At 70.9% G+C, this 24,448-nt stretch carries 23 protein-coding genes and 2 pseudogenes; 18 read left to right on the plus strand and 7 right to left on the minus strand.

The genetic code is table 11. The features are described 5' to 3' along the window. Positions 1-122: 122 nt before the first annotated feature. From ABH926_RS25340 to ABH926_RS25360, 5 genes and pseudogenes are all read left to right on the plus strand, one after another. The gene (locus ABH926_RS25340) at positions 123-809 is read left to right on the plus strand and encodes an HSP18 transcriptional regulator (protein WP_370368243.1); all 687 of its coding nucleotides are present in this window, start codon (positions 123-125) and stop codon (positions 807-809) included. Between the two features lie 38 nt (positions 810-847). Continuing rightward, positions 848-1,252 carry a DUF2267 domain-containing protein gene (locus tag ABH926_RS25345; RefSeq protein WP_370368502.1) on the plus strand — a complete coding sequence of 135 codons (405 nt, stop codon included), beginning with the start codon at positions 848-850 and terminating at the stop codon, positions 1,250-1,252. A 92-nt stretch (positions 1,253-1,344) separates the two neighbouring features. Further along, positions 1,345-3,249: a molecular chaperone HtpG gene (gene htpG / locus ABH926_RS25350; protein WP_370368244.1), complete on the plus strand. Its 1,905-nt coding sequence runs from the start codon at positions 1,345-1,347 to the stop codon at positions 3,247-3,249. 83 nt (positions 3,250-3,332) lie between these two features. Next, entirely contained in the window at positions 3,333-3,716 is a 384-nt protein-coding gene (locus tag ABH926_RS25355; protein WP_370368245.1) for a hypothetical protein, read from the plus strand. Beyond that, positions 3,677-3,817, plus strand: a pseudogene (locus ABH926_RS25360) (methylenetetrahydrofolate reductase); the annotation flags it as partial. The gene ABH926_RS25355 and the pseudogene ABH926_RS25360, both read left to right, overlap by 40 nt. Before the next feature lie 72 nt (positions 3,818-3,889). On the opposite strand, the gene ABH926_RS25365 reads toward ABH926_RS25360, so the two are convergent. After that, the gene (locus ABH926_RS25365; RefSeq protein ID WP_370368246.1) at positions 3,890-5,824 is read right to left on the minus strand and encodes an alkaline phosphatase family protein; all 1,935 of its coding nucleotides are present in this window, start codon (positions 5,822-5,824) and stop codon (positions 3,890-3,892) included. A gap of 283 nt (positions 5,825-6,107) precedes the next feature. On the opposite strand from ABH926_RS25365, the gene ABH926_RS25370 reads away from it, so the two are divergent. After that, entirely contained in the window at positions 6,108-6,953 is an 846-nt protein-coding gene (locus ABH926_RS25370; protein WP_370368247.1) for a hypothetical protein, read from the plus strand. A gap of 118 nt (positions 6,954-7,071) precedes the next feature. Here the strand turns inward: ABH926_RS25370 and ABH926_RS25375 are convergent, their stop codons facing one another. From ABH926_RS25375 to ABH926_RS25400, 6 genes and pseudogenes are all read right to left on the minus strand, one after another. Beyond that, a complete protein-coding gene (locus ABH926_RS25375; protein ID WP_370368249.1) occupies positions 7,072-7,284 on the minus strand; it encodes a hypothetical protein in 213 nt (70 codons plus the stop codon). Positions 7,285-7,422: 138 nt separating this feature from the next. Then, positions 7,423-7,476, minus strand: a pseudogene (locus tag ABH926_RS25380) (hypothetical protein); the annotation flags it as partial. Positions 7,477-8,133: 657 nt separating this feature from the next. Further along, positions 8,134-9,447, minus strand: a complete 1,314-nt coding sequence (locus ABH926_RS25385; RefSeq protein ID WP_370368250.1) for a beta-propeller fold lactonase family protein — start codon at positions 9,445-9,447, stop codon at positions 8,134-8,136. A gap of 184 nt (positions 9,448-9,631) precedes the next feature. Continuing rightward, a complete protein-coding gene (locus tag ABH926_RS25390) occupies positions 9,632-10,063 on the minus strand; it encodes a hypothetical protein (protein WP_370368251.1) in 432 nt (143 codons plus the stop codon). A 36-nt stretch (positions 10,064-10,099) separates the two neighbouring features. Next, positions 10,100-10,711: an NTP transferase domain-containing protein gene (locus ABH926_RS25395; protein WP_370368503.1), complete on the minus strand. Its 612-nt coding sequence runs from the start codon at positions 10,709-10,711 to the stop codon at positions 10,100-10,102. A 14-nt stretch (positions 10,712-10,725) separates the two neighbouring features. After that, on the minus strand, positions 10,726-12,270 hold the full coding sequence (locus tag ABH926_RS25400; protein WP_370368252.1) for a PucR family transcriptional regulator ligand-binding domain-containing protein: 1,545 nt from the start codon (positions 12,268-12,270) through the stop codon (positions 10,726-10,728). A 229-nt stretch (positions 12,271-12,499) separates the two neighbouring features. Between ABH926_RS25400 and uraD the strand changes: the two genes are divergently transcribed. Genes uraD through gcl form a run of 12 tightly spaced genes read left to right on the plus strand, consistent with a single transcriptional unit; the run spans position 12,500 to position 24,448 of the window. Then, a complete protein-coding gene (gene uraD, locus ABH926_RS25405; RefSeq protein ID WP_370368253.1) occupies positions 12,500-13,030 on the plus strand; it encodes a 2-oxo-4-hydroxy-4-carboxy-5-ureidoimidazoline decarboxylase in 531 nt (176 codons plus the stop codon). Continuing rightward, positions 13,027-13,356 (plus strand): hydroxyisourate hydrolase, encoded by a 330-nt coding sequence (gene uraH, locus ABH926_RS25410; RefSeq protein WP_370368254.1) that lies wholly within the window; start codon positions 13,027-13,029, stop codon positions 13,354-13,356. The genes uraD and uraH overlap by 4 nt, the downstream gene beginning before the upstream one ends. Positions 13,357-13,359: 3 nt before the next feature. Then, the gene (gene pucL, locus ABH926_RS25415; protein ID WP_370368255.1) at positions 13,360-14,241 is read left to right on the plus strand and encodes a factor-independent urate hydroxylase; all 882 of its coding nucleotides are present in this window, start codon (positions 13,360-13,362) and stop codon (positions 14,239-14,241) included. 19 nt (positions 14,242-14,260) lie between these two features. Then, a complete protein-coding gene (locus ABH926_RS25420; RefSeq protein ID WP_370368256.1) occupies positions 14,261-15,133 on the plus strand; it encodes a xanthine dehydrogenase family protein subunit M in 873 nt (290 codons plus the stop codon). Next, positions 15,130-15,603: a (2Fe-2S)-binding protein gene (locus ABH926_RS25425; RefSeq protein ID WP_370368257.1), complete on the plus strand. Its 474-nt coding sequence runs from the start codon at positions 15,130-15,132 to the stop codon at positions 15,601-15,603. Before ABH926_RS25420 ends, ABH926_RS25425 begins: the two co-directional genes overlap by 4 nt. Next, on the plus strand, positions 15,600-16,964 hold the full coding sequence (locus ABH926_RS25430; RefSeq protein ID WP_370368258.1) for an 8-oxoguanine deaminase: 1,365 nt from the start codon (positions 15,600-15,602) through the stop codon (positions 16,962-16,964). The genes ABH926_RS25425 and ABH926_RS25430 overlap by 4 nt, the downstream gene beginning before the upstream one ends. Then, positions 16,964-19,303 (plus strand): xanthine dehydrogenase subunit D, encoded by a 2,340-nt coding sequence (pucD, locus tag ABH926_RS25435; protein WP_370368259.1) that lies wholly within the window; start codon positions 16,964-16,966, stop codon positions 19,301-19,303. The genes ABH926_RS25430 and pucD overlap by 1 nt, the downstream gene beginning before the upstream one ends. Then, a complete protein-coding gene (locus ABH926_RS25440; protein ID WP_370368260.1) occupies positions 19,296-20,567 on the plus strand; it encodes an XdhC family protein in 1,272 nt (423 codons plus the stop codon). The genes pucD and ABH926_RS25440 overlap by 8 nt, the downstream gene beginning before the upstream one ends. Continuing rightward, positions 20,564-20,953: a gamma-glutamylcyclotransferase gene (locus ABH926_RS25445; RefSeq protein WP_370368261.1), complete on the plus strand. Its 390-nt coding sequence runs from the start codon at positions 20,564-20,566 to the stop codon at positions 20,951-20,953. Before ABH926_RS25440 ends, ABH926_RS25445 begins: the two co-directional genes overlap by 4 nt. Beyond that, on the plus strand, positions 20,950-21,774 hold the full coding sequence (locus tag ABH926_RS25450) for a hydroxypyruvate isomerase family protein (RefSeq protein ID WP_370368262.1): 825 nt from the start codon (positions 20,950-20,952) through the stop codon (positions 21,772-21,774). The genes ABH926_RS25445 and ABH926_RS25450 overlap by 4 nt, the downstream gene beginning before the upstream one ends. A 2-nt stretch (positions 21,775-21,776) precedes the next feature. Next, positions 21,777-22,685: a 2-hydroxy-3-oxopropionate reductase gene (locus ABH926_RS25455; RefSeq protein ID WP_370368504.1), complete on the plus strand. Its 909-nt coding sequence runs from the start codon at positions 21,777-21,779 to the stop codon at positions 22,683-22,685. 11 nt (positions 22,686-22,696) lie between these two features. Continuing rightward, entirely contained in the window at positions 22,697-24,448 is a 1,752-nt protein-coding gene (gene gcl, locus ABH926_RS25460) for a glyoxylate carboligase (protein WP_370368505.1), read from the plus strand.

Consider the following 24,448-nt stretch of genomic DNA (forward strand, 5'->3'; position numbering starts at 1 on the left):
GCATCAACATGGGGGTCACCTCCAGGTGAGTGGTCGACCGGGCGGTCGACTCGCTGACGACTTCAGGTATAGCATGTCATCAGAACGACGACAAGAATTGGCGTCGCCGAGGAGATGACGCGATGAGAGAATTACCGAACAGCCAGGCCACGCCCGATGACGCCGGGTTCGACACCGGTGCCGCCCTGGGACAGATCACCGCCGCGATGCACGCGACGCACGCGGTGCACGCCCCCGCCGGCCTTCCGGGTGCCCCGGCGCCGACGGCCCTGAGCGCGAATCAGGTGCTGGCCGCGCTGACGCTGCTGCGCGAGCTGCGCACGGAGATAGCCGGCTGGGAGCCGCAGCTGATCGAGGCCGCCCGGGCGTTGAACACCAGCTGGGCCGATCTGGCCCCGGCCTTGGGCGTCGCCAGCCGCCAGGCCGCCGAACGACGCTACCTGCGGCTGCGCCCCACGGCTGACGGGGCGGAAGGCACCGGAGACCAGCGGGTCGCCGCCGAGCGGGACAAGCGGGCCGGCGACAAGGCCGTCGCCGGGTGGGCCCGGGACAACGCCGCCGGGCTTCGCCGGCTGGCCGGGCAGATCGGGGCCCTGACGGACCTGGGCGAGCGCGCCGATGACGACCTCGCCGCCCTGCACACCGCCCTGGGCCGCGACGACGCCGCGGACCTCTTGGCGCCGCTGGCCGACACCCGGGGCCACCTGGCCTCCGGCCATCCAGGGCTGGCCGAGCAGGTCGGTGCCGTGGGCGCCAGCATCGCCGAGGTCCGCGCCGCCTCCGACCGCAGCCGCCGACCCGGCGCGTAAGCACCACGCGAGAAGTCACGTCTTCGACAGGAGGGTTGATCATGGTGCGTTTCGAGTCGTTCATGGAGCAGGTGATCGATCGCGGTGAATACCGCAGCCCTGATGAGGCGGACCGAGCCGCCCGGGTGGTGCTGGCACTGCTGGGCGCGCATCTGATCGGCCGCACCCGGGCGCAGTTGGCCGCGTTGCTGCCGGAGACGTTCGCGTTGATCCTGCTCAACCCGCTGCCGGCCGCCCAGCCGCTGAACGCTGAGCGCTTCGTCCGCGCCACCGCGGCCTGGATCGAGGGCGCCACCGAGGCCACGGCGCTGTGGGACATCGGGGCGGTGCTGTCGGTGGTCGCCGACATCGCAGGACCCGGCCTGATGGCCCAGGCGCTGCTGCAACTGCCCGCGGACTGGCCGCCGCTGTTCGGTATGTCCGAGCACGCCGACGCTGCCTGAGCCCACCAACGGCCGGCGGGCACATCCCATCGCGCGGCGAGCCTGCCGGCCCCACTTTGTTGTCACATCCAGCCCTGAGAGGAAACCCACCAGTGGGTAGCAGTGCCCAGACCCTGGAGTTCCAGGCCGAGACCCGCCAGTTGCTGCAGCTGGTCATCCACTCGATCTACTCGAACAAGGACATCTTCCTGCGTGAGCTGATCTCGAACGCCTCCGACGCGTTGGACAAGCTCCGCCTGGAGTCCCTGGTCGACTCCGACCTGGAGGTCGACGCCTCGGATCTGCACATCGATCTGGAGATCGACAAAGACGCGCGCACTCTGACCGTGGCCGACAACGGCATCGGCATGTCCCGGGAGGAGGTGGTGGAGCTGATCGGTACCATCGCCAAGTCCGGCACTGCGAGCTTGCTGGAGAAGATCAAGCAGGCGAAGGATGCCGAGGCGGCGCAGAGTCTGATCGGCCAGTTCGGTGTCGGTTTCTATTCGGCGTTCATGGTCGCCGACAAGGTCACGTTGCGCACCCGCCGCGCCGGTACGGCCGAGGGTACGCTGTGGGAGTCGAACGGCGAGGGCACCTACGACATCTCCGCGGTTGACGGCCTGCCGGTCGGCACCACGGTCACGCTGCATCTGAAGGATGCCGACAGCGAGGACGGCCTGGCGGACTACCTGGCCGAGTGGAAGATCCGCTCGATCGTGAAGCAGTATTCGGACTTCATTCGCTGGCCCATCCGGATGGCGGTGGAGCGCGGAGAGTCCGAGGGTGTGTCGGTCAGCGAGACGCAGACGTTGAACTCGATGAAGGCGCTGTGGTCCAGGGCCCGCAGCGAGGTTACCGAGGCCGAGTATCACGAGTTCTACCAGCAGATCAGCCATGACTGGGCTGACCCGGCGGAGATCATCCACATGCGCTCGGAGGGTACGTTCGCCTATGACGCGCTGCTGTTCATTCCCTCGCAGGCGCCTTTCGATCTGTTCTCCCATCAGACCAAGCGGGGGGTGCAGCTGTACGTGAAGCGCGTCTTCATCATGGATGACTGTGAAGCGCTGATGCCGAACTACCTGCGCTTCGTTAAGGGTGTGGTGGACGCGCACGACCTGTCGTTGAACATCTCCCGCGAGATCCTGCAGCATGACCGCCACATCCGCGGCGTGCGCCGCCGCCTGGTGAAGAAGGTCCTGGGCACTGTCAAGGACATGCAGGCCGGCAACGCCGAGGGCTACGCCAGGCTGTGGGGCCAGTTCGGCAGGGTCTTGAAGGAGGGCCTGCTGGAGGACACCGACAACACCGAGGCGCTGCTGGAGCTGATCTCGGCGGAGTCCACCCACGACCCGCAGGGGACCACCACGCTGCGCGAGTACGTGGCGCGTATGAAGGACGGCCAGGACGCGGTCTACTACCTCACCGGCGCCACCCGCGCGGCGGTGGAGAACTCCCCGCACATGGAGGCCTTCGCCGCCAAGGGCTACGAGGTTCTGATCCTCACCGACCCGGTCGACGAGGTCTGGGTCGACCAGGTCACCGAGTTCGACGGCCACCGCTTCCAGTCCATCGCCAAGGGCCAGGTCGACCTCGATACCGACGAGGGGAGCACGGAGGAGAAGACCAAGCGCGAGGCCGACTTCGCCACCCTGCTGCCCTGGCTGGCCGCGACCCTGGCCGAGCACGTCAAGGCCGCCCGCCTGTCCTCGCGCCTGACCACCTCGGCGGCCTGCGTGGTCGGCGACGCCAACGACGTCACCCCGATGCTGGAGAAGATGTACCGGGCGATGAACCAGCAGATCCAGCCGGTCAAGCGCATCCTGGAGATCAACCCCGACCACCCCCTGATCACCGGCCTGCGCGAAGCCCACGCCGCGAACCCCGACGACCCGGCGCTGGCCGATCTCGCCGAGATCATCCTGGGCACCGCGCTGCTCGCCGAAGGCGGCGACCTACCCAACCCCGCCCGCTTTGCGAAACAGCTCACCGACCGCTTGGCCCACACCGTCTAACCGCTGCCGGGGTGCGGCCTGCCGCTCCAGAAGGCCGTACCCCGCCCGAACCATCGCCCAAACCCCGCCCGACCAACATGACCGTGTCGACGCTCCCCGTCCCCGTCCTCAGCCGCCAGCACCTGCTGCCCGCACTGGACGCCGCCGTCCACGCCTCTCGCGACGCCCACGAAGCCACCCGCTCCCACACCGACACGGTCCTGGCCTGCCAGCAGCTGCCCGCCGAGATCTACCAGCACGTGCCGTACCTGTCCCAGGCCACCGCCACCCTCACCGCCGCCGGCCACGCCTTGACCACCGCCACCAACCACGCCACGGCGAACCCCACCGCCGAGACCCTGCACGCCCTATACAGCGCCACCACCCACCTGACTGCCGCCACCGCCGCTCTGCGCCACCAGACCGCGGCCCTTGCCACGGCTGCCAACTGGTACAGCACACCGAACCGACTACCCAGCCCGGCCTGAAGCGGGTGCGGCACCAGATCGGGGTGATGAGCCCGATCGCCGACTCGTTCCTGATCCCGGACAACCACATCGGCCGGCCCGCCGTCTCCAGCGTCGCGGTCAGACGTGGGCGGCAGCCGCGATAGTGGGCGCAGCTGCCGCCTTTCACAGATCTTCGACTTGCCGCCAGCGCGTCAGTTCACGGTGAGGGCGTTGTCGTCGTTGACGAACGAGGTCTGCCCGTTGCCGGTCTCGGTGCCGGTGAACTTGAGGGTGATCTTCTGGCCGATGTAGCTGGCCAGGTTGTAGGAGAACTGGCTGTAGCCGTTGTTGGCGTCCAGGTTCGAGAAGGTGTGCAGGGTGGCCAGGACGGTGCCGGAGGAGTTCAGGACCTGGACCTTCAGCGAGTCCTGGGCCGCGCCGGAGGTGTTGCCGGTGTCGACGTGCAGCCAGAACGAGTAGGCCGCGGTCTTGCAGGTGGCCGGGATGGTGACGGTCTGCGCGAGGGTGTCGGTGTGCTTGGTGCCGTAGCCGTCGAGCCAGGCGTCCCAGTTGCCCGAGTGGGCCGGCTCGGAGCTGGTGTCGTTGTTCAGCACACCGGAGGTCATCGACCACGGGGAGGCGGAGCCGGTCTCGAAGCCGGGGTTGCCCAGCAGTTGGGCCGCGGTGCAGCCGCCGCCGGAGGAGGCGATGGTCCAGGTGAACTGCGCGCTGCCCGAAGCGGTGCCGGAGGAGGCGGTCACCGTCACGGTCGAGGTGCCCGGGGTGGTCGGAGTGCCCGTGATCGCGCCGGAAGAGCTGATCGACAGACCGGCCGGCAGGCCGGACGATGAGTAGGTCAGCGCCTTACCAGCCGAGTCGGTCGCCTTGATCTGCAGGGTACTGATGGCGGTGCCGGCGGTGCCCGACTGGGAGCCCGGGTTCGTGACCGTGACGGTCTCGGTCGGCTGCGAGGTGACGGTCCAGGTGAACTGGGCGCTGCCCGAGGCGGTGCCGGAGGAGGCCGTGACCGTCACGTTCGAGGTACCGGCGGTGGTCGGCGTACCGGTGATCGCGCCGGAGGAGCTGATCGACAGGCCGGCCGGCAGGCCGGTGGCCGAGTAGGTCAGGGCCTTGCCCGCGGAGTCGGTCGCCGAGACCTGGAGCGTCGATATCGCCGAGCCGGCGGTCGAGGTCTGGTTGCCCGGGTTGGTCACCGAGACGGTCTCGGCCGGGGTGCCGCTGAACACGTCGGTGATCGGCGTGGCGTTGGCGGCGTTGCCGGCGTAGGGCAGGCCGTACATGTCCTCGATGGTGCGCAGGACGCTGTAGTGGTTGATCGTCTCGCTGTACTGCCCGGCCTTGACGCCCGCGCCGTAGAAGATGGTCGGGATCTGGTTCGACTGCGAGGAGTCGTCCTCGTCCCAGGTGACGACCAGGAGGCTGTTGTGGGTCTTGGCCCACTGCGCGTAGCCGTCCAGGTTGTTCTGCAGCCAGGTGTCGCCCTGCTGGATGGTGCCGTCGTGCATGTCGTCCTGCAGGTTCGGGATCACCCACGAGACCGTCGGCAGCGAAGCGTAGTTCGCCGAGGACGGGAAGCTGGTGAACGGCATGTTGTCGGCCGACGGGATGTGGTTGGCCGAGGCGCTGGGCGCCTCCTGGAAGTTCACCCAGGGGTTGTGCTTGCTGGCGTAGTTGCCCGAGGTGCAGGTCGTGGAGCCGACCGAGGGCAGGCCCTCGGAGTAGCTGCCCCAGGTGTCCCCGGCCGCGAGCAGCTGCGCGCCCTCGTTCGGCGCGTCGATCGCCACCGGGCACTGATCGCCGGTGATGCCCTGGTTCGACCCGGAGAACAGGTCCAGATAGTTCGGCTCCGACGGGTGCTCGATCGCGAAGGACTGGTTGAACAGCGCCCCGCCGGCGGCCAGCGTGTTGTTGATGTACGGAGCCCCGGTGCCGGAGCCGATGATCTCGCTGTAGGAGTGGTTCTCCTCCATCACGAGCACCACGTGGTCGTACTTCGGCACGCCGTTGGCCGCGTGCGCCGGTGCGGTCGCGGCCGCCAGCCCGGCGACGGTCAGCGTCGCCCCCGCGACGGTGGCGAGCAGGGAACGGGTGTGTTTGAGGGTTCGATGATGCCTGAGGAAAGACAACGCTCTCTCCGATTCGCAGCAGTGGGTCCCCGTCGGCACGCGGCGGGGATGGTGGTGTCAATGCAGGAGCATGCGTAGGGTCGGAGCGCTGGTAAAGAGCCTGCGAAGCCTTGAAAATCCAGTACTGGTCGGTAACTTCGGTGGATCCGAGCCGGGACTTCAGTTGTCGACTGTTGGCCATCCTGTGGCCCTTTTACAGTTCCTGGCGCGGCGGTACGTTCACGGCGGCGATCCGCACCGTGACCGATCCGTACCTGACCGTGCCTTCCGGGGGTTCGACGAGATGATCCACACCAGTGCCTTCCATTCCCGGCTGCGTATGGCCGTCGAGGCGCGCGGTTTGAGTTTGGAGCGCATCCGCGGCCGGTTGGCGGAGCAAGGGGTCACGGTCAGTGTGTCGACGCTGAGCAACTGGCAGCGCGGCGTCAGCCGACCCGGCGTCGACACCCGTCGCGTCGTGGCGGCTCTGGAGAGCGTGCTCCACGTCGATGACGGAGCACTGACGCGATTGTTGGGCGACGGTCCTCAGGCCGGCCGCAGGAGGTTCCTCGGCCCCGGAACGTCGATGGAGCGACTCAGGGCACTGCGAGCCAAGCTCGAGGTGTCCGAACGCGACCTGAGCGTCGTCGCGGTGGCGGACGAGGCCGTGGTCGCCGAGCGGGACCGGATCCGCCTCATGCGCAGTCGGCTGGTGGTGCGCGCCGATCGGCCGGGAGCCGACCGGCACGTGGTCTTCGTCCACGCCAACCAACGAACTCTGCCCGTACTCCGTTCGACGAAGGGCTGCGAGGTTGGGCGGACGGCGCTGGACGCTGAGGCGGGGCTCATCGCGGCCGAGCTGCGATTCGGACCACTCGTACGCGGCGAGACCTACCCGATCGAGTATCAGGTGGAGCGGATGGAGTCCGGCGCGTACTACGGCCGGTGGATCCGTGCGGCTGATGTGAGGTACGAGCTGACGGTCTGGTTCGAGTCCGGCTCGTCCGTCCGATCGGCGTACCGCGTGTGGCGGTCGGACGCGCGCTCGCCGCACAAGGACGTCTGCGAGGTGCGGCTGATCGGCGACGAAGTGGCGCACATGATCGACGACGATCCGAACCCCGGGTTCCACGGGATCCGTTGGACGTGAGCACCAGACGGAGCGAACTTGGCAGAGCACGATCGCCGACCTGTCGATCACTCGAACCTGCCGCATCGCGTTCACGAACCGGGTGGCGGCCGTGGGCTGCGGCTTCGGAGCGGCGGGTTCAGCAGGTCTGTGGGGCGGGTCCTGGGATCGCGGCGCGGTTCAACAGATCGTGCAGCCGCTCGACGCTCAGCGCCGGATTGGCGGCTGCGGCCGGGTCGTGCGCCGCGCGGTCCACGAGGTCAGGCGGTAGGGCAACGGAAATGATCGCCGCGACCCTGCGCATCAGCGGATGGACCGACACCGCGCACGCCGCGAGCCAGTCGGCCTCCACGCCCTCGGTTCCGCCCCGCGGGCCGATCACGTCAGCGGTGTGGCGGAGGGTCGCACTGCTGATGGCGCGGCGGTGGAACTTGGTGATCGTCCGTGGACGCAGGCACGCCCTGGCGCTGACCTTCTCGTCCGGATCGCGGGCCAGCTCGTCGAGCAGTGCCGGGTCGAGGCCGGGGTATCCGGCGACGAGCTCACGGACCCTCGGGTGGGGTCGTGGGCCAGGGAGCCGACCAGCTCCGGGGCGAGGCCGCTGTGGCCGATGATCTGTGTACGGACCTCCGGGTCGGGATCACGGCCGAGCTGGCGTGACAGTCCTGCCGCGGTATGTCGGAGGCGTCCAGCTCGGTAGCCAGCCGGGTCGCTTGCCGGACTCCCTCCAGTACTGGAGGGTCCTGGTCTGTGAGCAGGGCCTGACGCTCGTCGGGCGAAAGCGAGGGCCACAAGCGAGCAGAGTGTGGGCGCAGAGCAGGGCTTTCGTGGCCGAGAAGCCCGCGAAGGAATCTTTCCGGAACCTGCTGTGAGTTGAACAGCTCCGTGCAGAACTCCTCAGCGGTGAGGAAGTCGTTCCCGTACACGTCGTCCTGGAGCAGGAGTGTCTCGAGCGCATCGTCGGGCAACGGCTTCGGGGGCGTCGATCCGCGGCGTGGCCCCACGGCCAGAGTCCGGGTGCGCCAACACCGCCGCGACGACCTCGCTCGGCAATGGCCGCTGTTCACACAGAACTGCCCAAGCCGGCGTACGACGGCGCGGCCGCGTTGGCGGCCACGCCACGGATCCACGACTCGGCAAGGGAAGAGGACGTCGCCACCCGACCATGGTCTCAGTGGCCCGCCCACTCCCACATCGACCCCTACAACAGCGCCGTGTCCCCATGCGCACACGACGGCAGGTAGTACGTGCTCCCCGCGAACGAGGCGTTGTACCCGCCCAGCAACACCCCGACCGAGTCCAGCAGCCCCGGCGCCGTATTGCACGTCGCTCGCCCGCTGCTGTCCGTCTTGGCGCTGCACAGGAACTCGCCGCTGTCGTCCGTGAACGTGATCTTCTGCCCGACCACCGGCACCCCGTTGCTCGTCAGCGTCGCGTTCAGGCCGGCATCGCCCAGTGGCAGCAGCGTCAGCACCGCTGTGCCGGCGGTCAGTTTCGTCGGCAGGGGCTTGATCATCGACACCGCCAGGAACACCGGGTTCGTGCCGACGCCGATGGTGGCCGTCAGTGCGTCGGTGGCCAGGTTCACCGCCGACACGCTCGCCGCGCCGAAGTCGGCGACGTAGGCCGCGCCGCCGGTGGGCGCCACGGCCAGGGCGATGCCGTGCGGGGCCGCGCCGACGCTGAAGGTCGAGGTCATCGTCTCGGTCGCGGTGGTGACCACCGAGACCGTGCCGGAGCCGGCGTCGGTGACGTACACGGTGGAGCCGTCCGGGGTCACGGCGGCGCTGTGCGGGTTGGCGCCGACCTGCACCGTCGTGGAGACGGTGTCGGTCGCGGTGTCGATCACCGAGATCTGGCCGCTGCCGTAGTCGGGGACGTAGACGTGGGCGCCGTCGGGGGAGACCGCCAGGCCGACCGGGGTCTGGCCGACCGGGACCGCGGTGAGGACGGTGTCCGTGGCCGCGTCGATGACGGTGACCGAGGAGCCGCCGGTGTCGGCCGCGTAGACCCGCGAGCCGTCGGGGGACACGGCCAGGCCCTCGGCGCCGGGGCCGGCGGCGACGGTCGCCAGGACGGTGTCCGAGGTGGTGTCGATGACCGAGACGGTGCCGGCGATGTCGTCGCCGACGTACAGCCGGGTGCCGTCGGGGGACAGGGCCGCGGACTGCGGCTGGCGGCCGACCGGGATGGTGGCCACGACCGCCGGCCCCGACGCGGCCTGGGTGTCGATGACCGACACCGCGTTCGAGCCGGAGTCGGTGACGTACACCCGGTGGCCGTCGGCGGAGGCGGCGATGCCGGTGGGGGCGGTGCCGACCGGGACGGTGGCGACGACTGTCCGGCTCGCGGTGTCGATGACCGAGACCGTGTTCGACGCCGCGTTCGCGACGTAGACGTAGGTCCCCGGCGGCAGGGGTGCGCCGGCTGCCTGGGTGGGGCTCGCGGTCAGGGCCGGCACGGCCAGCAGGCTGACGGCGAGCGCGGCGCCGGCACGGCGGGGGTGGGGGGTCACGCGGGCTCCTTCGGGTGGGCGGGGCGGGCTGAGCGTAGGCGCGAGGTGACTCAACGCTCTGTTTTACCGCGCCCCGGGCCCGGATTCGAGGGGTCGGGCGCACGGGCAGGGAAAGCCCTGCGCCGACTTCCGCAAGAAGTCCGTACGGGCACTGACGAACTGTTGTTCCTCAGATGCCTGATACCTACTCGTCGTCGACGCCCCGTACCCGCGTGAGCGCCAGCACGCTCCCGGCGAGTCCGATGAGGATGACCGCGATCGCGACGCTCACCCCGCCGGCGCCGGTCCAGTACACGTCCTTCAACTCGATCAGCAGCGCCGCCTCGTCCACCACCAGCGCCAGCCCGATCCCGAACAGCAGCCCCATCCACGCGTGCCACTGCGGCGACCGCTCGACCACCCCGGCGGCCCCCACGCATATCAGGATCAGGATTCCCCACAGATAGTGGTGGATGTGCACGCCGCCGGCCGTGATGTTCCCGAAGCCGCGCACATGCACATGGATGGCCCAGGTCAGCAGGCGGAGCCCGCCGAACATGACGGTGAACGACCACCAGGCGAGCACGAGTCCGCGGCGGGTGGGGTGCACGTCCTTCAGGGTTCTGATGCGCGCCATCAGCGTCCTTCGTCCGTGAGCGTGAGGTGTTACCGCTCAGTCAAGCAGCATCAGGTCCTCGGGTACATCGATGTCGGCCAGCGATCCCCGGCAGGGCACGGCCAGCACCTCGCGCCGCGCCAGGAAGTCCCGCGCGCCCCGGTCGCCCACGGCCGCGGCCGACGCCTCGGGCCAGTGCCGCGCCGCGATGAGGACCGGATGGCCGCGCCGGCCCTGATACGTCGCGGCGGCGACTTCCGCGCCGGAGGCGATGACCGCGCCGACCGCCTCGGCCGTGACGAAAGGCTGATCCACCAACAGGATCACGGCCGCGTCGCACGAGTCCGGCACCGCCGCCAACCCCGCGCGCAACGACGATCCCATGCCGCTCGCCCAATCCTGGTTCACCGCGACGACGCAATCGGTCAAGTCTGCTCGACGCTGTACCTCGGGGGCCTGCGCGCCGAGCACCACGACCACCGACCGGCAGCCGCCGGCGCGCGCCGTCCGAACCGCGCGCTCGACCAGCAGCTCGCCGCCATGGGTCAGCAGCGCTTTCGGGCGCCCGCCGAGCCGCCGCCCGCCGCCGGCCGCCAGAATCACTGCGGCGATTTGAGCTTCCAGGGCTTCTACGGCTTCTACGGCTTCTACGGCTTCCACGGATTCCACGGATTCCACGGCGTCTATCGCAGCCGAAGCGCCAGGAACAGATCCACCTGCGTCTCCAGTTCGGCCAGGCTCCGTCCCGTCAGCTCCTCGATCCGGGCGATCCGGTATCGCAAAGTATTGACATGGACGTGCATCTGCTCGGCGCACCGCGTCCAGGACGTGGAGCACGCCAGGAAAGCCTCCAGCGTCGCCTCCAGATCCGACCGGTGCAGCGCGTCGTAGGCCCGCAACGGCCCCAGCAGCCGGTCCCGGTAGGCCACCCGCACATCCTCCGGCAGCCCCGACAGCAGCAGCACGTGCGAGGCCAGCTCCTCATGCCCGATGACGCTCACCTGGTCGCTGCCGGCGCGCCCGATCCGCAGCGCGTGCCGGGCCTCCTCGACGGTGGCCCGCAGCCCAGCCGCGCGCCGGCTGCCCACGCCGATCGCCAGCCGTCCCCGGCCGAGCCCCGCGGTCATGCCGGCGAGCAGGGTGCGCAGCTGCCCGGCCACGTCCGGCGGGGGATGGGGGACCAGGGCCACGGCGTGGTCGTCGAACTCGGCGACCGGGACGTCGTGGTCGGTCGCCCCCTCGTGTGCCTCGCGCGGGTGTACCCCCGCGGCGGCGTCCTCCAGCAGGGCCCGCAGGATCGCTCCGGACTGGCCCGCGGGGCCGGCCAGCGCCACCGCCTGCACCTCGGTGTCCGATCCGGCGCCGACCAGGTCGGCGCGGGCCGCTATCTCGGCGGCGCCGCCGTCCTCGGCGACCAGGCGCACCAGTTCGGCGCCGAGCTGGCGCAGCGGTTCGCGGCGCGCGGCCAGCCGTTCGCGCTCGATCGCCAGCACCGCGGCGGCTTTGGTGGCCAGGGCCTGGCGCCGGGGGTCCCAGCGTTCGTAGTCGCCGTCGAAGATCAGGTACCAGTCGGTCAGCGGTGAGCCGGAGCTGATCGCGAACACCGAGCGGCGGCGGATCCGGGCCGGGAGCTGGCCTGCGCGCAGCGTCTCGCGCACCGTGGCCTCGGCCTCGGACGGCTTCATCGGCTCGTGCGAGGCGGCGACCGGCCGGCCGGCCGGGGTGAGCACCCAGCAGGGCATGCCCAGGTCGTGGGCGAGCAGGTCCAGGATCGGCGCCAGCGCGGTGCCGGCCGCCGAGGCCGAGGCCAGGCGGCCGTGGCGCTCCAGGATCGAGCCGATGTCGGCGGCCCGCTCCGCGGACAGCTGCCGCGCCAGGTGCTCGGTGAGGGTGGCGAAGGCCAGCTCGGTCGGCACCCGGAACAGCGGGGTGCGGTGCGCGCGGCAGGCCCGGATCAGATCGCGCGGGATCGGCGCCCCGGAGGCGTCGCCGGCGGCCACGGCCGCGGCCCCGGCCTCGGCCACGGCCCGGGCGAACCGCTCGGAGTCCCGGGGCTCGCGCCGCCAGATCAGGCCGGTCAGCACCAGTTCGCCGCCGTTGAGATAGCGGCCGGGGTCCAGCAGGTCGGTGGTGGCGACCCAGCTGATCTCGCGCTCCAGCAGGGCGTCGGTGCCGGCGAGAAGTTCCAGGCCGGGCATCGGGGTCTCCAGCAGCTGGCGCAGTCGCATGGGTCCCCTCCCGGCTGGGGCGTTCGTTGATCGAAGTGAGGCTACCTCCGCTCCGCGCAGCCTAGGAATGGTTTCTATACAGAGTCTTTGGAGGATCGTCCGAAACCCTGGTCGTGGGCGGACGGTCGCTTCATGGTTTCGGACCGTGGCCGCCGCACGGCCGGCGGCGCTTCACTCACCGTCGTGCCGCCGAGACGTCGACACACCACAGCCCGGAAAGGAGCCGCTGATGCTCGACGATGCCCGCCGTGAGGCGGTGACCGCGCTCAACGCCTGGTCCGAGGACCAGGCCGAGCAGGAGCTGACGGCCTGCTGCGCCAGCCGCCGCTGGGCCGCCGCCCTGGCCGCCGGCCGGCCGTACGGCGGCTGGGCCGAGCTGGCGGCGGCCGCGACCGCCGGGATCAAGGCACTCCGCTGGTCCGACGTGCTGGAGGCGCTGGACGCCCACCCCCGCATCGGCGACCGCGCGGCGGGGAAGTCGCGCGAGGCCGAGTGGTCGCGCGCCGAGCAGTCCGCGGCGGCCTCAGCGGACGCGGCCGTACTCGGCGCGTTGGCACGGGCGAACGTGGAGTACGAGCGCCGGTTCGGCCACGTCTTCCTGATCTGCGCCTCGGGGCGCCCGGCCGAGCAGATCCTGGCCGACGCCCGGCGGCGCCTGGGCAACGACGCGGCGGCCGAGCAGCAGGAGGTCCGCACCGAACTCGCCGGCATCGCGCTGCTGCGGCTGGAGCGCCTCGGCCAGGCCGGGGTCGGCGCATGAGCCTGTCCACCCACGTCCTGGACGCCGTCGCCGGCCGCCCGGCCGCCGGCGTCCCGGTCCGCCTCGACGTGGCCCGCCCCGACGGCTGGCTCCCGGTGGCGCGCGAGCGCACCGATGCCGACGGCCGCATCCGCTTCGCCGCCGACCTGCTGGGCGGTCCGCACCGCCTGGTCTTCGACACGGCCGCCTACTTCGAGGCCGCCGGGGTCAGGGACTTCTTCTATCCCGAGGTCGCGATCGCCTTCGTGGTGACCGACCCGGACGCGCACCACCACGTCCCGCTGTTGCTCAGCCCGTTCGCCTACTCGACATACCGAGGGAGCTAACCGATGTCGATCGTCCTCGGGGACAACCGTTATGGCAAAGCGGAGAACCAGATCGTCCGGATCACCAAAGAGGGCCCGGTCCACCGGATCAAGGACCTGACCGTCTCGGTCGCCTTGTCCGGCGACCTGGACGCGACCCACCTGACCGGTGACAACTCCGGCGTCCTGCCGACCGACACCATGAAGAACACCTGCTTCGCGTTCGCGCAGCGGCACGGCGCGGTCGAGATCGAGGAGTACGCGCTGCTGCTGGCCCGGCACTTCGTCGACTCCCAGCCGAGCATCGGCCACGCCCGCGTCGCGGTCGAGGAGCACGCCTGGGAGCGCATCGGCGAGGGCCCGCACTCCTTCGCCCGCACCGGCGGCGGCACCCGGACCTGCACCGTCCACTACGACGGCACCGACGTCTGGGTGGTGTCCGGCCTGAAGGACCTGACCGTGCTGAACTCCACCGACTCGGAGTTCAGGGGCTTCGTCAAGGACGAGTACACGACGCTGGCCGAGGCCCACGACCGCATCCTGGCCACCGACATCCACGCGCAATGGCGGCATTCTGGTGCATCGGGTGAATCCATCGAATCCGGCGACTGGGGCAAGTCCTACGAGCGTGCCAGGAACGCGCTGCTGGAGGCGTTCGTGCGAACGCACAGCCGCTCGCTGCAGCAGACCCTGTTCGAGATGGGAACCCGGGTCCTGCAAGAGTGCCCGGAGCTGTGCGAGGTGCGGCTGAACCTGCCGAACAAGCACCACTTCCTCTACGACACGGCCCCCTTCGGCCTGGACAACCCGAACGAGACGTTCATCGCCGCCGACCGGCCCTACGGCCTGATCGAGGGCGACGTCCGCCGCGACGACGCCCCCGACGCCGGCCCCGCCTGGACCTGAGAGCACACCGGAGCACCCTGTGGACTTCCTACGACCCGCCACCTGGGCCGAGGCGCTCGCCGTACGCGCCGGGCGGCCCGACGCGGTCCCGATCGCCGGCGGCACCGACGTCATGGTCGAGCTGAACTTCGACCGGCACCGGCCCGGCGCCCTGATCGACCTGAACCGGATCGAGGCGCTGCACCAGTGGAGCCGCGAGCCCGACGGCACCGTCCGGCTCGGCGCGAGCGTCCCCTACACGCGCATCATCGACGAGCTGGGCCCGGTCCTGCCGGGCCTGGCCATGGCCTCGCGCACCGTCGGCTCGCCGCAGATCCGCAACCGCGGCGGCGTCGGCGGCAACCTCGGCGCGGCCTCCCCGGCCGGGGACACCCACCCGGTGCTGGTCGCCACCGACGCGGTCGTCGAGGTCGAGAGCGCGGCACGGGGCGTGCGCACGATCCCGGCGACCGAGTTCTACCTCGGCGTCAAGCGCAACGCCCTGGCCCCGGACGAGCTGATCAAGGCGGTGCTGCTGGCCCCGAAGAAGGGCCCGCAGCAGTTCTCGAAGATCGGCACCCGCAACGCGATGGTCATCGCCGTGTGCTCCTTCGCCGTGGCGCTCGATGTCGGGGCCCGCAAGGTCGGCGCGGGCATCGGCTCGGCCGCCCCGACCCCGCGCCGGGCGTTCGAGGCCGAGGTGTTCGTCGCCGACGAGCTGCCCTGGGACCGCGCGGCCGGCCTCGACCCGCGCGTCGCCAGGCGGTTCGGCGAGCTGGTGGCCGCCGCCGCCGCGCCGATCGATGACGTCCGCGGCACCGCGGCCTACCGGCGGCACGCCCTGTCGGTGATCGCCCGCCGCACCCTGACCTGGGCCTGGAGCGAGTATCAGAGCAGCAAGGAACTGATATGAGAGTGACCTTCACCGTGAACGGCCGGCGCGCCGAGGCCGACGACGTCTGGGAGGGCGAGAGCCTGCTGTACGTCCTGCGCGAACGGGTCGGCCTGCCCGGCTCGAAGAACGCCTGCGAGCAGGGCGAATGCGGGTCCTGCACGGTGTACCTCGACGGCGTTCCGGTGTGCTCCTGCCTGGTGGCCGCCGGCCAGGTGCAGGACCGCGAGGTCCGCACCGTCGAAGGACTCGCCGACGGCGACCGCCTGGACCCGGTCCAGGCCTGCTTCATCAAGGCCGGAGCCGTCCAGTGCGGCTTCTGCACGCCGGGCCTGCTGGTCCAGGCGCACGCGCTCATCGAGCGCAACCCCGCTCCGTCGGACCCGGAGATCCGGGAGGCCCTGGCCGGGAACCTGTGCCGCTGCACGGGCTACGAGAAGATCCTCGACGCCGTCCGCGAGGCGGCCGCTACGAAGGCCGGTGTGGCATGAGCACGCTCGTCGTCCAGAACGCCGCGATCGCCACGGTCGACGCCGCCGCCACCGAATACGACTCCGGACACGTCGTCGTCGAGGGCGGCCGGATCACCGCCGTCGGAGCGGGACCGGCCCCGCGGGTCCAGGGTGCGCACGTGGTCGACGGCACCGGCTGCCTGGTCACCCCGGGCCTGGTCAACACCCACCACCACCTCTACCAGTGGATCACCCGCGGGCTGGCCCAGGACGCGGCGCTGTTCGGCTGGCTGGTCGAGCTGTACCCGATCTGGGCGCGGCTGACCGAGGACACCCTGGGTGCCGCAGCCCGCGGCGGCCTGGCCTGGCTGGCCAAGACCGGCTGCACCACCTCCGCCGACCACCACTACGTCTTCCCACGTGCCGGCGGCGACCTGCTCGGCGCGGAGATCGAGGCGGCCCGCCAGATCGGATTGCGGTTCCAGCCCACGCGCGGCTCGATGGACCGCGGCGTCTCCGACGGCGGGCTGCCGCCGGACGAGGTGGTGGAGCGTCTCGACGACATCCTGGTCGCCAGCCAGGACGCGATCGCCCGCCACCACGACCCGTCGTTCGACTCGATGCTGCGCGTCGGCCTGGCGCCGTGCTCGCCGTTCTCGGTGAGCTCGGACCTGATGGTGCAAAGCGCCTCCCTGGCCCGCGAGCACGGCGTCCGGCTGCACACCCACCTGGCCGAGACCCTCGACGAGGAGGAGTTCTGCCTGGCCACCCACGGCTGCACGCCGGCCGAATACGCCGACAAGCTCGGCTGGCTCGGCCCGGACGTGTGGCTGGCGCACTGCGTGCACCTGTCGGACTCGGCCATCCGCCGCTTCGCCGACACCGGCACCGGCACCGCGCACTGCGCCTCCTCCAACGCGCGCCTGGGCTCCGGCCACGCGCGCATCAAGGACCTGCTGGCCGCCGGAGCGCCCGTCGGCCTCGGCGTGGACGGCGCGGCCTCGCAGGAGTCGGGGATGCTCGTGGAGGAGCTGCGGCAGTCGATGTACATCTCGCGGCTGCGCGCCCTGTCCTCCGACCCGGCCGAGGCGCTGAACGCCCGGGCCTCGCTGCGCCTGGGGACCATCGGCGGCGCGCAGGTGCTGGGCCGCGAGGCCGAGATCGGCTCGCTGGAGGTCGGCAAGCTCGGCGACCTCGCGGTCTGGGACCTGAACGGCCTCGGCCACGCCGACATCGCCGATCCGGTCGCCGCCCTGGTCTTCGGTCCGCCGGCGCCGCTGCGGGTGCTGGCGGTCGGCGGGAAGCCGGTCGTCGAGGACGGGACGCTGCTCACTGCCGACGAGAACGCGCTTGCCCGCGAGTGCCGCGCTGCTGCCCGCTCCCTGATGGAGGCGTCCTGATGGCCACCCGCGCACCTGATCGCGCACCGCGCGAGCTGAACCAGTCCACGACGACCGGCGGCGTCGGCGACAGCCCGACCCGCCCCGACGGCCGCCTGAAGGTCAAGGGCGAGTTCGCCTACTCCTCCGACTTGTTCATGGATGACATGGTCTGGGGTGCGACGCTGCGCAGTCCGCATCCCAGGGCCGTGATCCGCTCGATCTCCGTCGGGGAGGCCCTGAAGCTCCCGGGCGTCGACGCGGTCCTGACCCACGAGGACGTCCCCGGCCACAAGCTCTACGGCCTGGACGTCCGTGACCAGCCGGTCCTGGCCATCGGCGAGGTCCGGCACCAGGGCGAGCCGGTGGCGCTGGTCGCGGCCGACCACCCGGAGACCGCGCGGCGTGCCCTGAAGCTGATCCAGGTCGACTACGAGGTGCTCGAACCGGTGGTCGACGCCCGTCGCGCCCTCTTCGACCCGGAGAGCCCGCGCGTCCACCCGGACGGCAACCTCGTGCGGCACCAGCCGGTCCGGGTCGGTGCCGACGTCGATGATCCGGCGGTGCGCGCCCGGTGCGCCGTCGTCGTCTCCGGCGAATACGAGGTCGGCATTCAGGACCAGGCCTTCCTGGGCCCCGAATCAGGGCTCGCGGTCCCGGCCGAGGACGGCGGCGTCGACCTCTACGTGGCCACCCAATGGATGCACAACGACCTTCTGCAGATCGCCCCCTGCCTGGGCCTGCCGGAGCAGAAGGTCCGGATGACCCTGTCCGGCGTCGGCGGCGCGTTCGGCGGACGCGAGGACCTGTCGATGCAGATCCACGCCGCGATGCTCGCGATGCACGTCGGCAAACCGGTGAAGATGGTCTACAACCGCGAAGAGTCGTTCTTCGGACACGTGCACCGGCATCCGGCGTCGATGAAGTACACCTACGGCGCGAGTGCCGAGGGCAAGCTGGTGTTCGCCGACGTCGAGATCGTCCTGGACGGCGGCGGCTACACCTCGGCCACCTTGAACGTCGTCGGCAACGCAGCCTCCCTCGGCGTCGGGCCGTATGTCATCCCGAACATCAGGATCGATTCCTACGGCGCCTACACCAACAACCCGCCGTGCGGCGCCATGCGGGGCTTCGGCGCGGTCCAGGCCTGCTTTGCCTACGAGTCGATGATGGACAAGCTGGCCGCCGCCCTCGGCCTGGACCCGGTCACCATCCGTCAGCGCAACGCGGTGAGCCAGGGCGACAAACTCGCCACCGGCCAGGTCGTGGAAGCACCGGCGCCGGTCGCCGAGATGCTGGAGACCCTCAAGGCGCTGCCGATGCCGGCCCCGGCCGACACCTCGGACCTGCGCAACCTGCCCGGCTCGACCGCCAACACCACGCACGGCGAAGGCGTGGTGCGCGGCGTCGGCTACGGCCTGGGCGTCAAGAACATCTGCTTCTCCGAGGACTTCGACGACTACTCCACCGCGCGCGTGCGCCTGGAACTGCTCGGCGACACCGTCGGCGCCCTGGTGCACACCGCCGCCGCCGAGGTCGGGCAGGGCCTGGTCACGCTGGAGGCGCAGATCGCCCGCACCGAGCTGGGCGTGGAGCAGGTGAGCATCCACCCGGCCGACAACTCGGTCGGCAACGCCGGCTCCAGCTCCGCCTCCCGGCAGTCGTACATGACCGGCGGCGCGGTGAAGACCGCGTGCGAGGCGGTGCGGGCCGCGGTGTTCGCGCGGCTCGCGGCCGCGCGCGGCCGGGAGTATGCCGACCTGTCGTTGGTCGGCGGCAAGATCGTGTCGCAGTCCGAGGGCGTGATCGCGACGCTGGAAGAGGTGCTGGCGTCCGGCCCGATCGAGGAAACCCGCGAGTACCACCACCACCCGACGCAGCGCATGGACCCGTTCACCGGCCAGGGCAACTCGCACACCCAGCTCGCCTTCGCCGTGCATCGCGCGGTCGTCGACGTGGATGTGGAACTCGGGCTGATCAAGGTGGTCGCCCTGGACCTGGTCCAGGACGTCGGCAAGATCATGAACCGGCTGTCCCTGGAAGGCCAGCTGCACGGCGGCTCCGCCCAGGGCCTGGGCCTGGCGGTGATGGAGGAGATCCAGGTCCGCGACGGCAAGGTCCGCAACCCCTCCTTCACCGATTACCTGATCCCCACGATCCTGGACATGCCGCCGATGAAGATGGAGATCCTGGAGAACGCCGACCCCCGCGCCCCCTACGGCCTGCGCGGCGCCGGCGAGCCCCCGACCCTGTCCTCCACCCCGGCGATCGCCGCCGCCATCCGCGACGCGACCGGCCTGGACCTGCGACGTGTCCCGATCCGACCCGAGGACCTGACGGAGGCGCCGACCGATGCGTGACATCACACAGGACCTGCACACCTGGCACATGGCCGGCAAGGCCTACGCGGTCGCCTCGGTGGTGGCGGTGAAGGGCAGCGCCCCGCGCGAACTCGGCGCGGCGCTGGCGGTGGACGCCGAGGGCACGGCGGTGGGGAGCGTGTCCGGCGGCTGCGTCGAGGGAGCGGTGTACGAGCTCTGCGTCGAGTCGCTGCAGCACGGGCGGCCGGTGCTGGAGACCTTCGGGTACAGCGACGACGATGCCTTCGCGGTGGGGCTGACCTGCGGCGGGGAGCTGGAGGTGTTCATCCAGCCGGTGTTTCCGGAGCAGAACTCCTCAGCTGATGAGGCAATAGGCACCGCGTTGGATGCCATGACCGCCGGCGAGCCGATCGCCCTGGCGCGCGTCATCGCCGGCCCCGCGGACGTGGTCGGCCGCTCGATGGCCATCCGTCCGCAGGCCCCTGAGATCCTCTGGGGCCCGCCCGGCGCCTCGATCGCCGTCGACGGCGACCCGTGGACCGCCACCGGCACCATCAGCGCCGCCCTGGACCGCGTCGTCGCCCGCCACGCCCGCGCGATGGTCGAGTCCGGCACCACCGGCACCATCGCCGTCGGCACCGAGGGCGAGGGCCAGGACTGCGGCGAGCCGGTGACCGTCTTCATCGAGTCCTTCGTCACCGCCCCGCGCATGCTCATCTTCGGCGCCATCGACTTCGCCGCCGCGCTGGTCCGGGTCGGCAAGTACCTCGGCTACCACGTCACCGTCTGCGACGCCCGACCGGTCTTCGCCACCCGCCGCCGCTTCCCCGACGCCGACGACGTCGTGGTCGCCTGGCCGCACCGCTACCTGGAGACCACCCGCGTCGATGCCCGCACCGTCGTCGCCGTGCTCACCCACGACGCCAAGTTCGACGTCCCGCTCCTGGTCAAGGCCCTGCGGCTGCCGATCGCCTACGTCGGGGCCATGGGCTCGCGCCGTACCTGCCTCCAGCGCGCCGAGCGGCTGCGCGAAGCAGGCTTGTCCGAGGCCGAGGTCGCGAACCTGCACGCCCCCGTCGGCTTGGACCTCGGCGCCCGCACCTCCGAGGAGACCGCGCTGTCCATCGCCGCCGAGATCGTCGCGGCCCGGCACGGCGGGACCGGCCGGAGCCTGGCCGACGTCTCCACCGCCATCCATCACACTGCCACCCCGGCCGTCCACAACGTCGAGCCCCAGAGTCAGCCCCAGAGTCAGCCCCAGAGTCAGACACAGAGTCAGACACAGAGCGGAGTCCCGGCATGACCCTGATGTTCCTCAACGGCGGCGCCATGCGCGGCGGCCCCCTGCACCACCTGCTGCAGGACGCACCGCTCGTCGGTGTCGTACGCACCGCGCCGAAGTACCGCTTCTACTCCGTCGGCGACGCCTTCCCGGCCATCGAGGCCGTCGACTCCGGCGGCGTCAGCGTCGTCGGCGAGCTCTACGACGTGCCCTGGGACGTCCTGGAACGCTCCCTGCTGCCCTCCGAGCCCGCCGAGCTCGAACTCGGCGTCATCGAACTCGAAGACGGCGGCGGCACCCTGTCGATGGTCCGGCGCCGTTCCTACACCGAACCCCACACCTACCGCGACATCTCCCACCACGCCGACTGGCGTGCGTACAAGGCCAGCCTGGAGGCAGCCCAGTGACGCTCCGCTTCGACATCAACCTCTCGATCCTGTTCACCGAACTGCCGCTGCTGGAACGTCCTGCCGCGGCGCGCGCCGCCGGGTTCACCGCCGCGGAGTTCTGGTGGCCGTTCGGGACCGAGGCGGTGCCCGCGGACAAGGATGTGGACGCCTTCGTCGGCGCGCTGGACGACGCCGGGGTCGCCCTGGTCGGGCTGAACTTCCTGGACGACCTGTCCGTCGGCGCTAAGGGCCTGGTAACAGACCCCGACAACGCCCAGCGGTTCCGCGACAGCATCGACGTCGCCGTCGGGATCGCCGAGCGGACCGGCTGCCGGAACCTGAACGCCTTGTACGGCAACCGGATCGAGGGCCGTATCGACCTCCAGAAGGACCTCGCGGTGGAGAACCTGGCGGCGGCCACCGCCGCCGCGTCCCGGATCGGGGCGACGGTCCTGCTCGAAGCGCTGAACGCGATCGAGTCCCCGGCGTACCCGATCACCTCCACCGCCGCGGCGCTCGCCGAGATCGACCGGATCTCGGCCGCCGCCGGCGCGACCAACCTGGCCTTCCTGTGCGACCTCTACCACCTGGCGCGCATGGACGAGGACCTGTTCGCGACCATCGCCGCGCACGCCGGCCGCTTCGGCCACGTGCAGATCGCCGACATCCCGGCGCGCGGCGAGCCCGACAGCGGCGCCCTGGACTTCAGCGCGCTGTTCAAAGCCCTGACCGAGGCCGGCTACACCGCCGAGTCGGGGCGCGGCTGGGTCGGGCTGGAATACAAGCCGTCCACCGGCATCACCACCGACAGCTTCGAATGGATGGAATCACTTATATGAGCATGCAAATAGGCTTCATCGGCCTGGGGATCATGGGATCCCCGATGGCCGCGAACCTGGTCAAGGCCGGGTTCGAGGTGACCGGCTACGACCTGAACGCCCCGAACGTCGCCAAGCTCGAAGCGGCCGGCGGCACCGGCGCGGGCTCCATCGCCGAGGCGATCGACGGCGCCGACATCGTCATCACCATGCTGCCGGCGCACCAGCACGTCGCCGCGGCGGTCCTCGGTGCGGGCGGGGTCTTCGAGACCATCAAGCCCGGCACCCTGTTCATCGACTTCTCCACCATCCGCCCCGAGACCTCGATCGAGGTCGCCAAGGCCGGCGCGGCACGCGGCGTGCGCGTGCTGGACGCCCCGGTGTCCGGCGGCGAGAAGGGCGCGATCGACGGCGTCCTGTCCATCATGGTCGGCGGCGAGCCCGAGGTCTTCGCCGCGGCCCGGCCGGTGTTCGACGCCGTGGGCAAGGTCGCGGCGCTGTGCGGCCCGGCCGGGTCCGGGCAGGTCGTCAAGGCCGCGAACCAGCTGGTGGTCGGCGGCACCTACGCGCTGGTCGCCGAGGCGATCGTGCTGATGGAGGCCGCGGGCGTGGACGCCGCCGCCGGCCTGGACATGCTCGCCGGCGGCCTGGCCGGCTCCCGGATCCTGGAGCTCAAGCGGGCCTCGATGCTGGCCCGCGACTTCAAGCCCGGATTCCGGATCGACCTGCACCACAAGGACATGGGCATCGCCCTGGACGCGGCCCGGCAGGCCGAGGTGTCGCTGCCGATGACCAGCATGGTCGCCGCGCTCATCCAGGCCGCGCGCTCGCAGGGCCTGGGCGACCAGGACCACTCCGCGCTGCTGGCCGTGGCCGAGAACCTGTCCGGCCGCGCCGGCCACTCCGGCCGTTCCGCACGAAAGGCGAACTGACTCCGATGAAGATGCCCGTGATGAACGCGGTGGTGCAGGTTATGAAGTCCGAGGGCGTCGACGCCGCTTTCGGCTGCCCCGGGGCCGCGATCCTGCCGTTGTACAAGGCGATGGAGGAAGAAGGCGGCATCGACCACCTGATCGTGCGCCACGAGGAGGGCGCCACGCACATGGCCGACGGCTGGGCCCGGACCAACGGCCGGGTCGGCGTGGCGATCGGCACCTCGGGGCCGGCCGGGACCAACATGATCACCGGCCTGTACACCGCGATGGCCGACTCGATCCCGATGATCGTGATCACCGGCCAGGCGGTCTCCACGGCCCTGGACAAGGAGGCGTTCCAGGCAGTCGACATCGTCGGCTGCGCCGCCCCGGTGACGAAGTGGGCGGTGCAGATCAAGGAGGCGGCGACCGCGCCGTGGATCTTCCGCGAGGCGTTCCGCGCCGCCCGCTCCGGCCGTCCCGGACCGGTGCTCATCGACATCCCGCTGGACATCGCCAAGCAGGTCATCGAGTACGACGCCGCGCTCGACGCGCCGCTGCCGGTGCCGGCCGTGGAACCGCACACGCCGCGGGTGGAGAAGGCGCCGGACATGCTGCTGGCCGCCGAGCGTCCGCTGATCCTGGCCGGCGGCGGCGTGATCATCGCCGACGCGGCGCCGGAGCTGCGCGAACTGGTCGCCTACCTGGGCATCCCGGTGCAGGTGACGCTGATGGGCAAGGGCGCCGTCGACGAGGACGACCCGCTGTACGCGGGCATGACCGGCGTGCAGACCTCGCAGCGCTACGGCAACGCCTCGTTCTTGGAATCAGACCTCGTGCTCGCCGTCGGCGCCCGCTTCGGCGACCGCCACACCGGCGCGCTGGACGTGTACCGGGGCGAGCGCAAGTTCATCCACGTCGACATCGAGTCGACGCAGCTCGGCCGGGTCTTCGAGCCGGACCTGGGCATCGTCTCGGACGCGAAGCTGTTCCTGCGCTCGCTGCTCGCGGCGGCCAAGGCGCGGGGCGTCGGCGGACGCGGGCCGGCCGGCTGGGCCTCCCGGGTGGCCTCGCTCAAGACCTCGCTGACCCGGCGCGAGGACTTCGATTCCGTGCCGATCAAGGCGCCGCGGGTCTACAAGGAGATCAACGAGATCTTCGACCCCTCGACCTACTTCGTGACCGCGATCGGCCTCTACCAGATCTGGGGCGGCCAGCATCAGAAGGCGTACCAGCCGCGCCGCTACCAGGTCTGCGGCCAGGCCGGCCCGCTGGGCTGGGAGATCCCGGCGGCGATCGGGGTGAAGACCGCGCTGCGGAACACCGAGCCGGACGCCGAGGTGGTCGGCATCGTCGGCGACTACGGCTTCCACTTCCTGGTGGAGGAGCTGGCCGTCGGCGCGCAGTACGACATCCCGTTCGTGCTGATCATGCTGAACAACGAGTACCTGGGCCTGATCCGCCAGGCGTCGATCGGCTACGAGATGAACTACCAGGTCGACATCCGCTACGACGACTACGGCACCGACAACGTCAAGATCATGGAGGCCTACGGATGCTCGGGACGCCGCGTGTTCGCCCCTGACGAGATCCGCCCGGCCCTGGAGTGGGCCCGCAAGCAGGCGGCGGCCACCAGCCGGCCGGTCCTGGTCGAGATCATGATCGAGCGCGAGGCCAACACCCCGCACGGCCCGGCGATCGACGCGGTCCGCGAGTTCGAGCCGCTGCCCGAAGCACTGCTGGAAGCACTGCCCGAAGCACGGCCGGAAGCGCTGGTGTGA

The organism is Catenulispora sp. GP43 (assembly GCF_041260665.1).
In the GTDB taxonomy this organism is placed as follows: Bacteria; Actinomycetota; Actinomycetes; order Streptomycetales; family Catenulisporaceae; genus Catenulispora.

Bases quoted from the DNA above. Each gene is read 5' to 3' on its own strand.
- ABH926_RS25340 (WP_370368243.1), top strand. From the start codon at position 123: ATGAGAGAATTACCGAACAGCCAGGCCACGCCCGATGACGCCGGGTTC.
- ABH926_RS25370 (WP_370368247.1), top strand. From the start codon at position 6,108: ATGATCCACACCAGTGCCTTCCATTCCCGGCTGCGTATGGCCGTCGAG.
- ABH926_RS25390 (WP_370368251.1), bottom strand. From the start codon at position 10,063: ATGGCGCGCATCAGAACCCTGAAGGACGTGCACCCCACCCGCCGCGGA.
- ABH926_RS25400 (WP_370368252.1), bottom strand. From the start codon at position 12,270: ATGCGACTGCGCCAGCTGCTGGAGACCCCGATGCCCGGCCTGGAACTT.
- uraD (WP_370368253.1), top strand. From the start codon at position 12,500: ATGCTCGACGATGCCCGCCGTGAGGCGGTGACCGCGCTCAACGCCTGG.
- uraH (WP_370368254.1), top strand. From the start codon at position 13,027: ATGAGCCTGTCCACCCACGTCCTGGACGCCGTCGCCGGCCGCCCGGCC.
- pucL (WP_370368255.1), top strand. From the start codon at position 13,360: ATGTCGATCGTCCTCGGGGACAACCGTTATGGCAAAGCGGAGAACCAG.
- ABH926_RS25425 (WP_370368257.1), top strand. From the start codon at position 15,130: ATGAGAGTGACCTTCACCGTGAACGGCCGGCGCGCCGAGGCCGACGAC.
- ABH926_RS25430 (WP_370368258.1), top strand. From the start codon at position 15,600: ATGAGCACGCTCGTCGTCCAGAACGCCGCGATCGCCACGGTCGACGCC.
- pucD (WP_370368259.1), top strand. From the start codon at position 16,964: ATGGCCACCCGCGCACCTGATCGCGCACCGCGCGAGCTGAACCAGTCC.
- ABH926_RS25440 (WP_370368260.1), top strand. From the start codon at position 19,296: ATGCGTGACATCACACAGGACCTGCACACCTGGCACATGGCCGGCAAG.
- ABH926_RS25445 (WP_370368261.1), top strand. From the start codon at position 20,564: ATGACCCTGATGTTCCTCAACGGCGGCGCCATGCGCGGCGGCCCCCTG.
- ABH926_RS25455 (WP_370368504.1), top strand. From the start codon at position 21,777: ATGCAAATAGGCTTCATCGGCCTGGGGATCATGGGATCCCCGATGGCC.
- gcl (WP_370368505.1), top strand. From the start codon at position 22,697: ATGCCCGTGATGAACGCGGTGGTGCAGGTTATGAAGTCCGAGGGCGTC.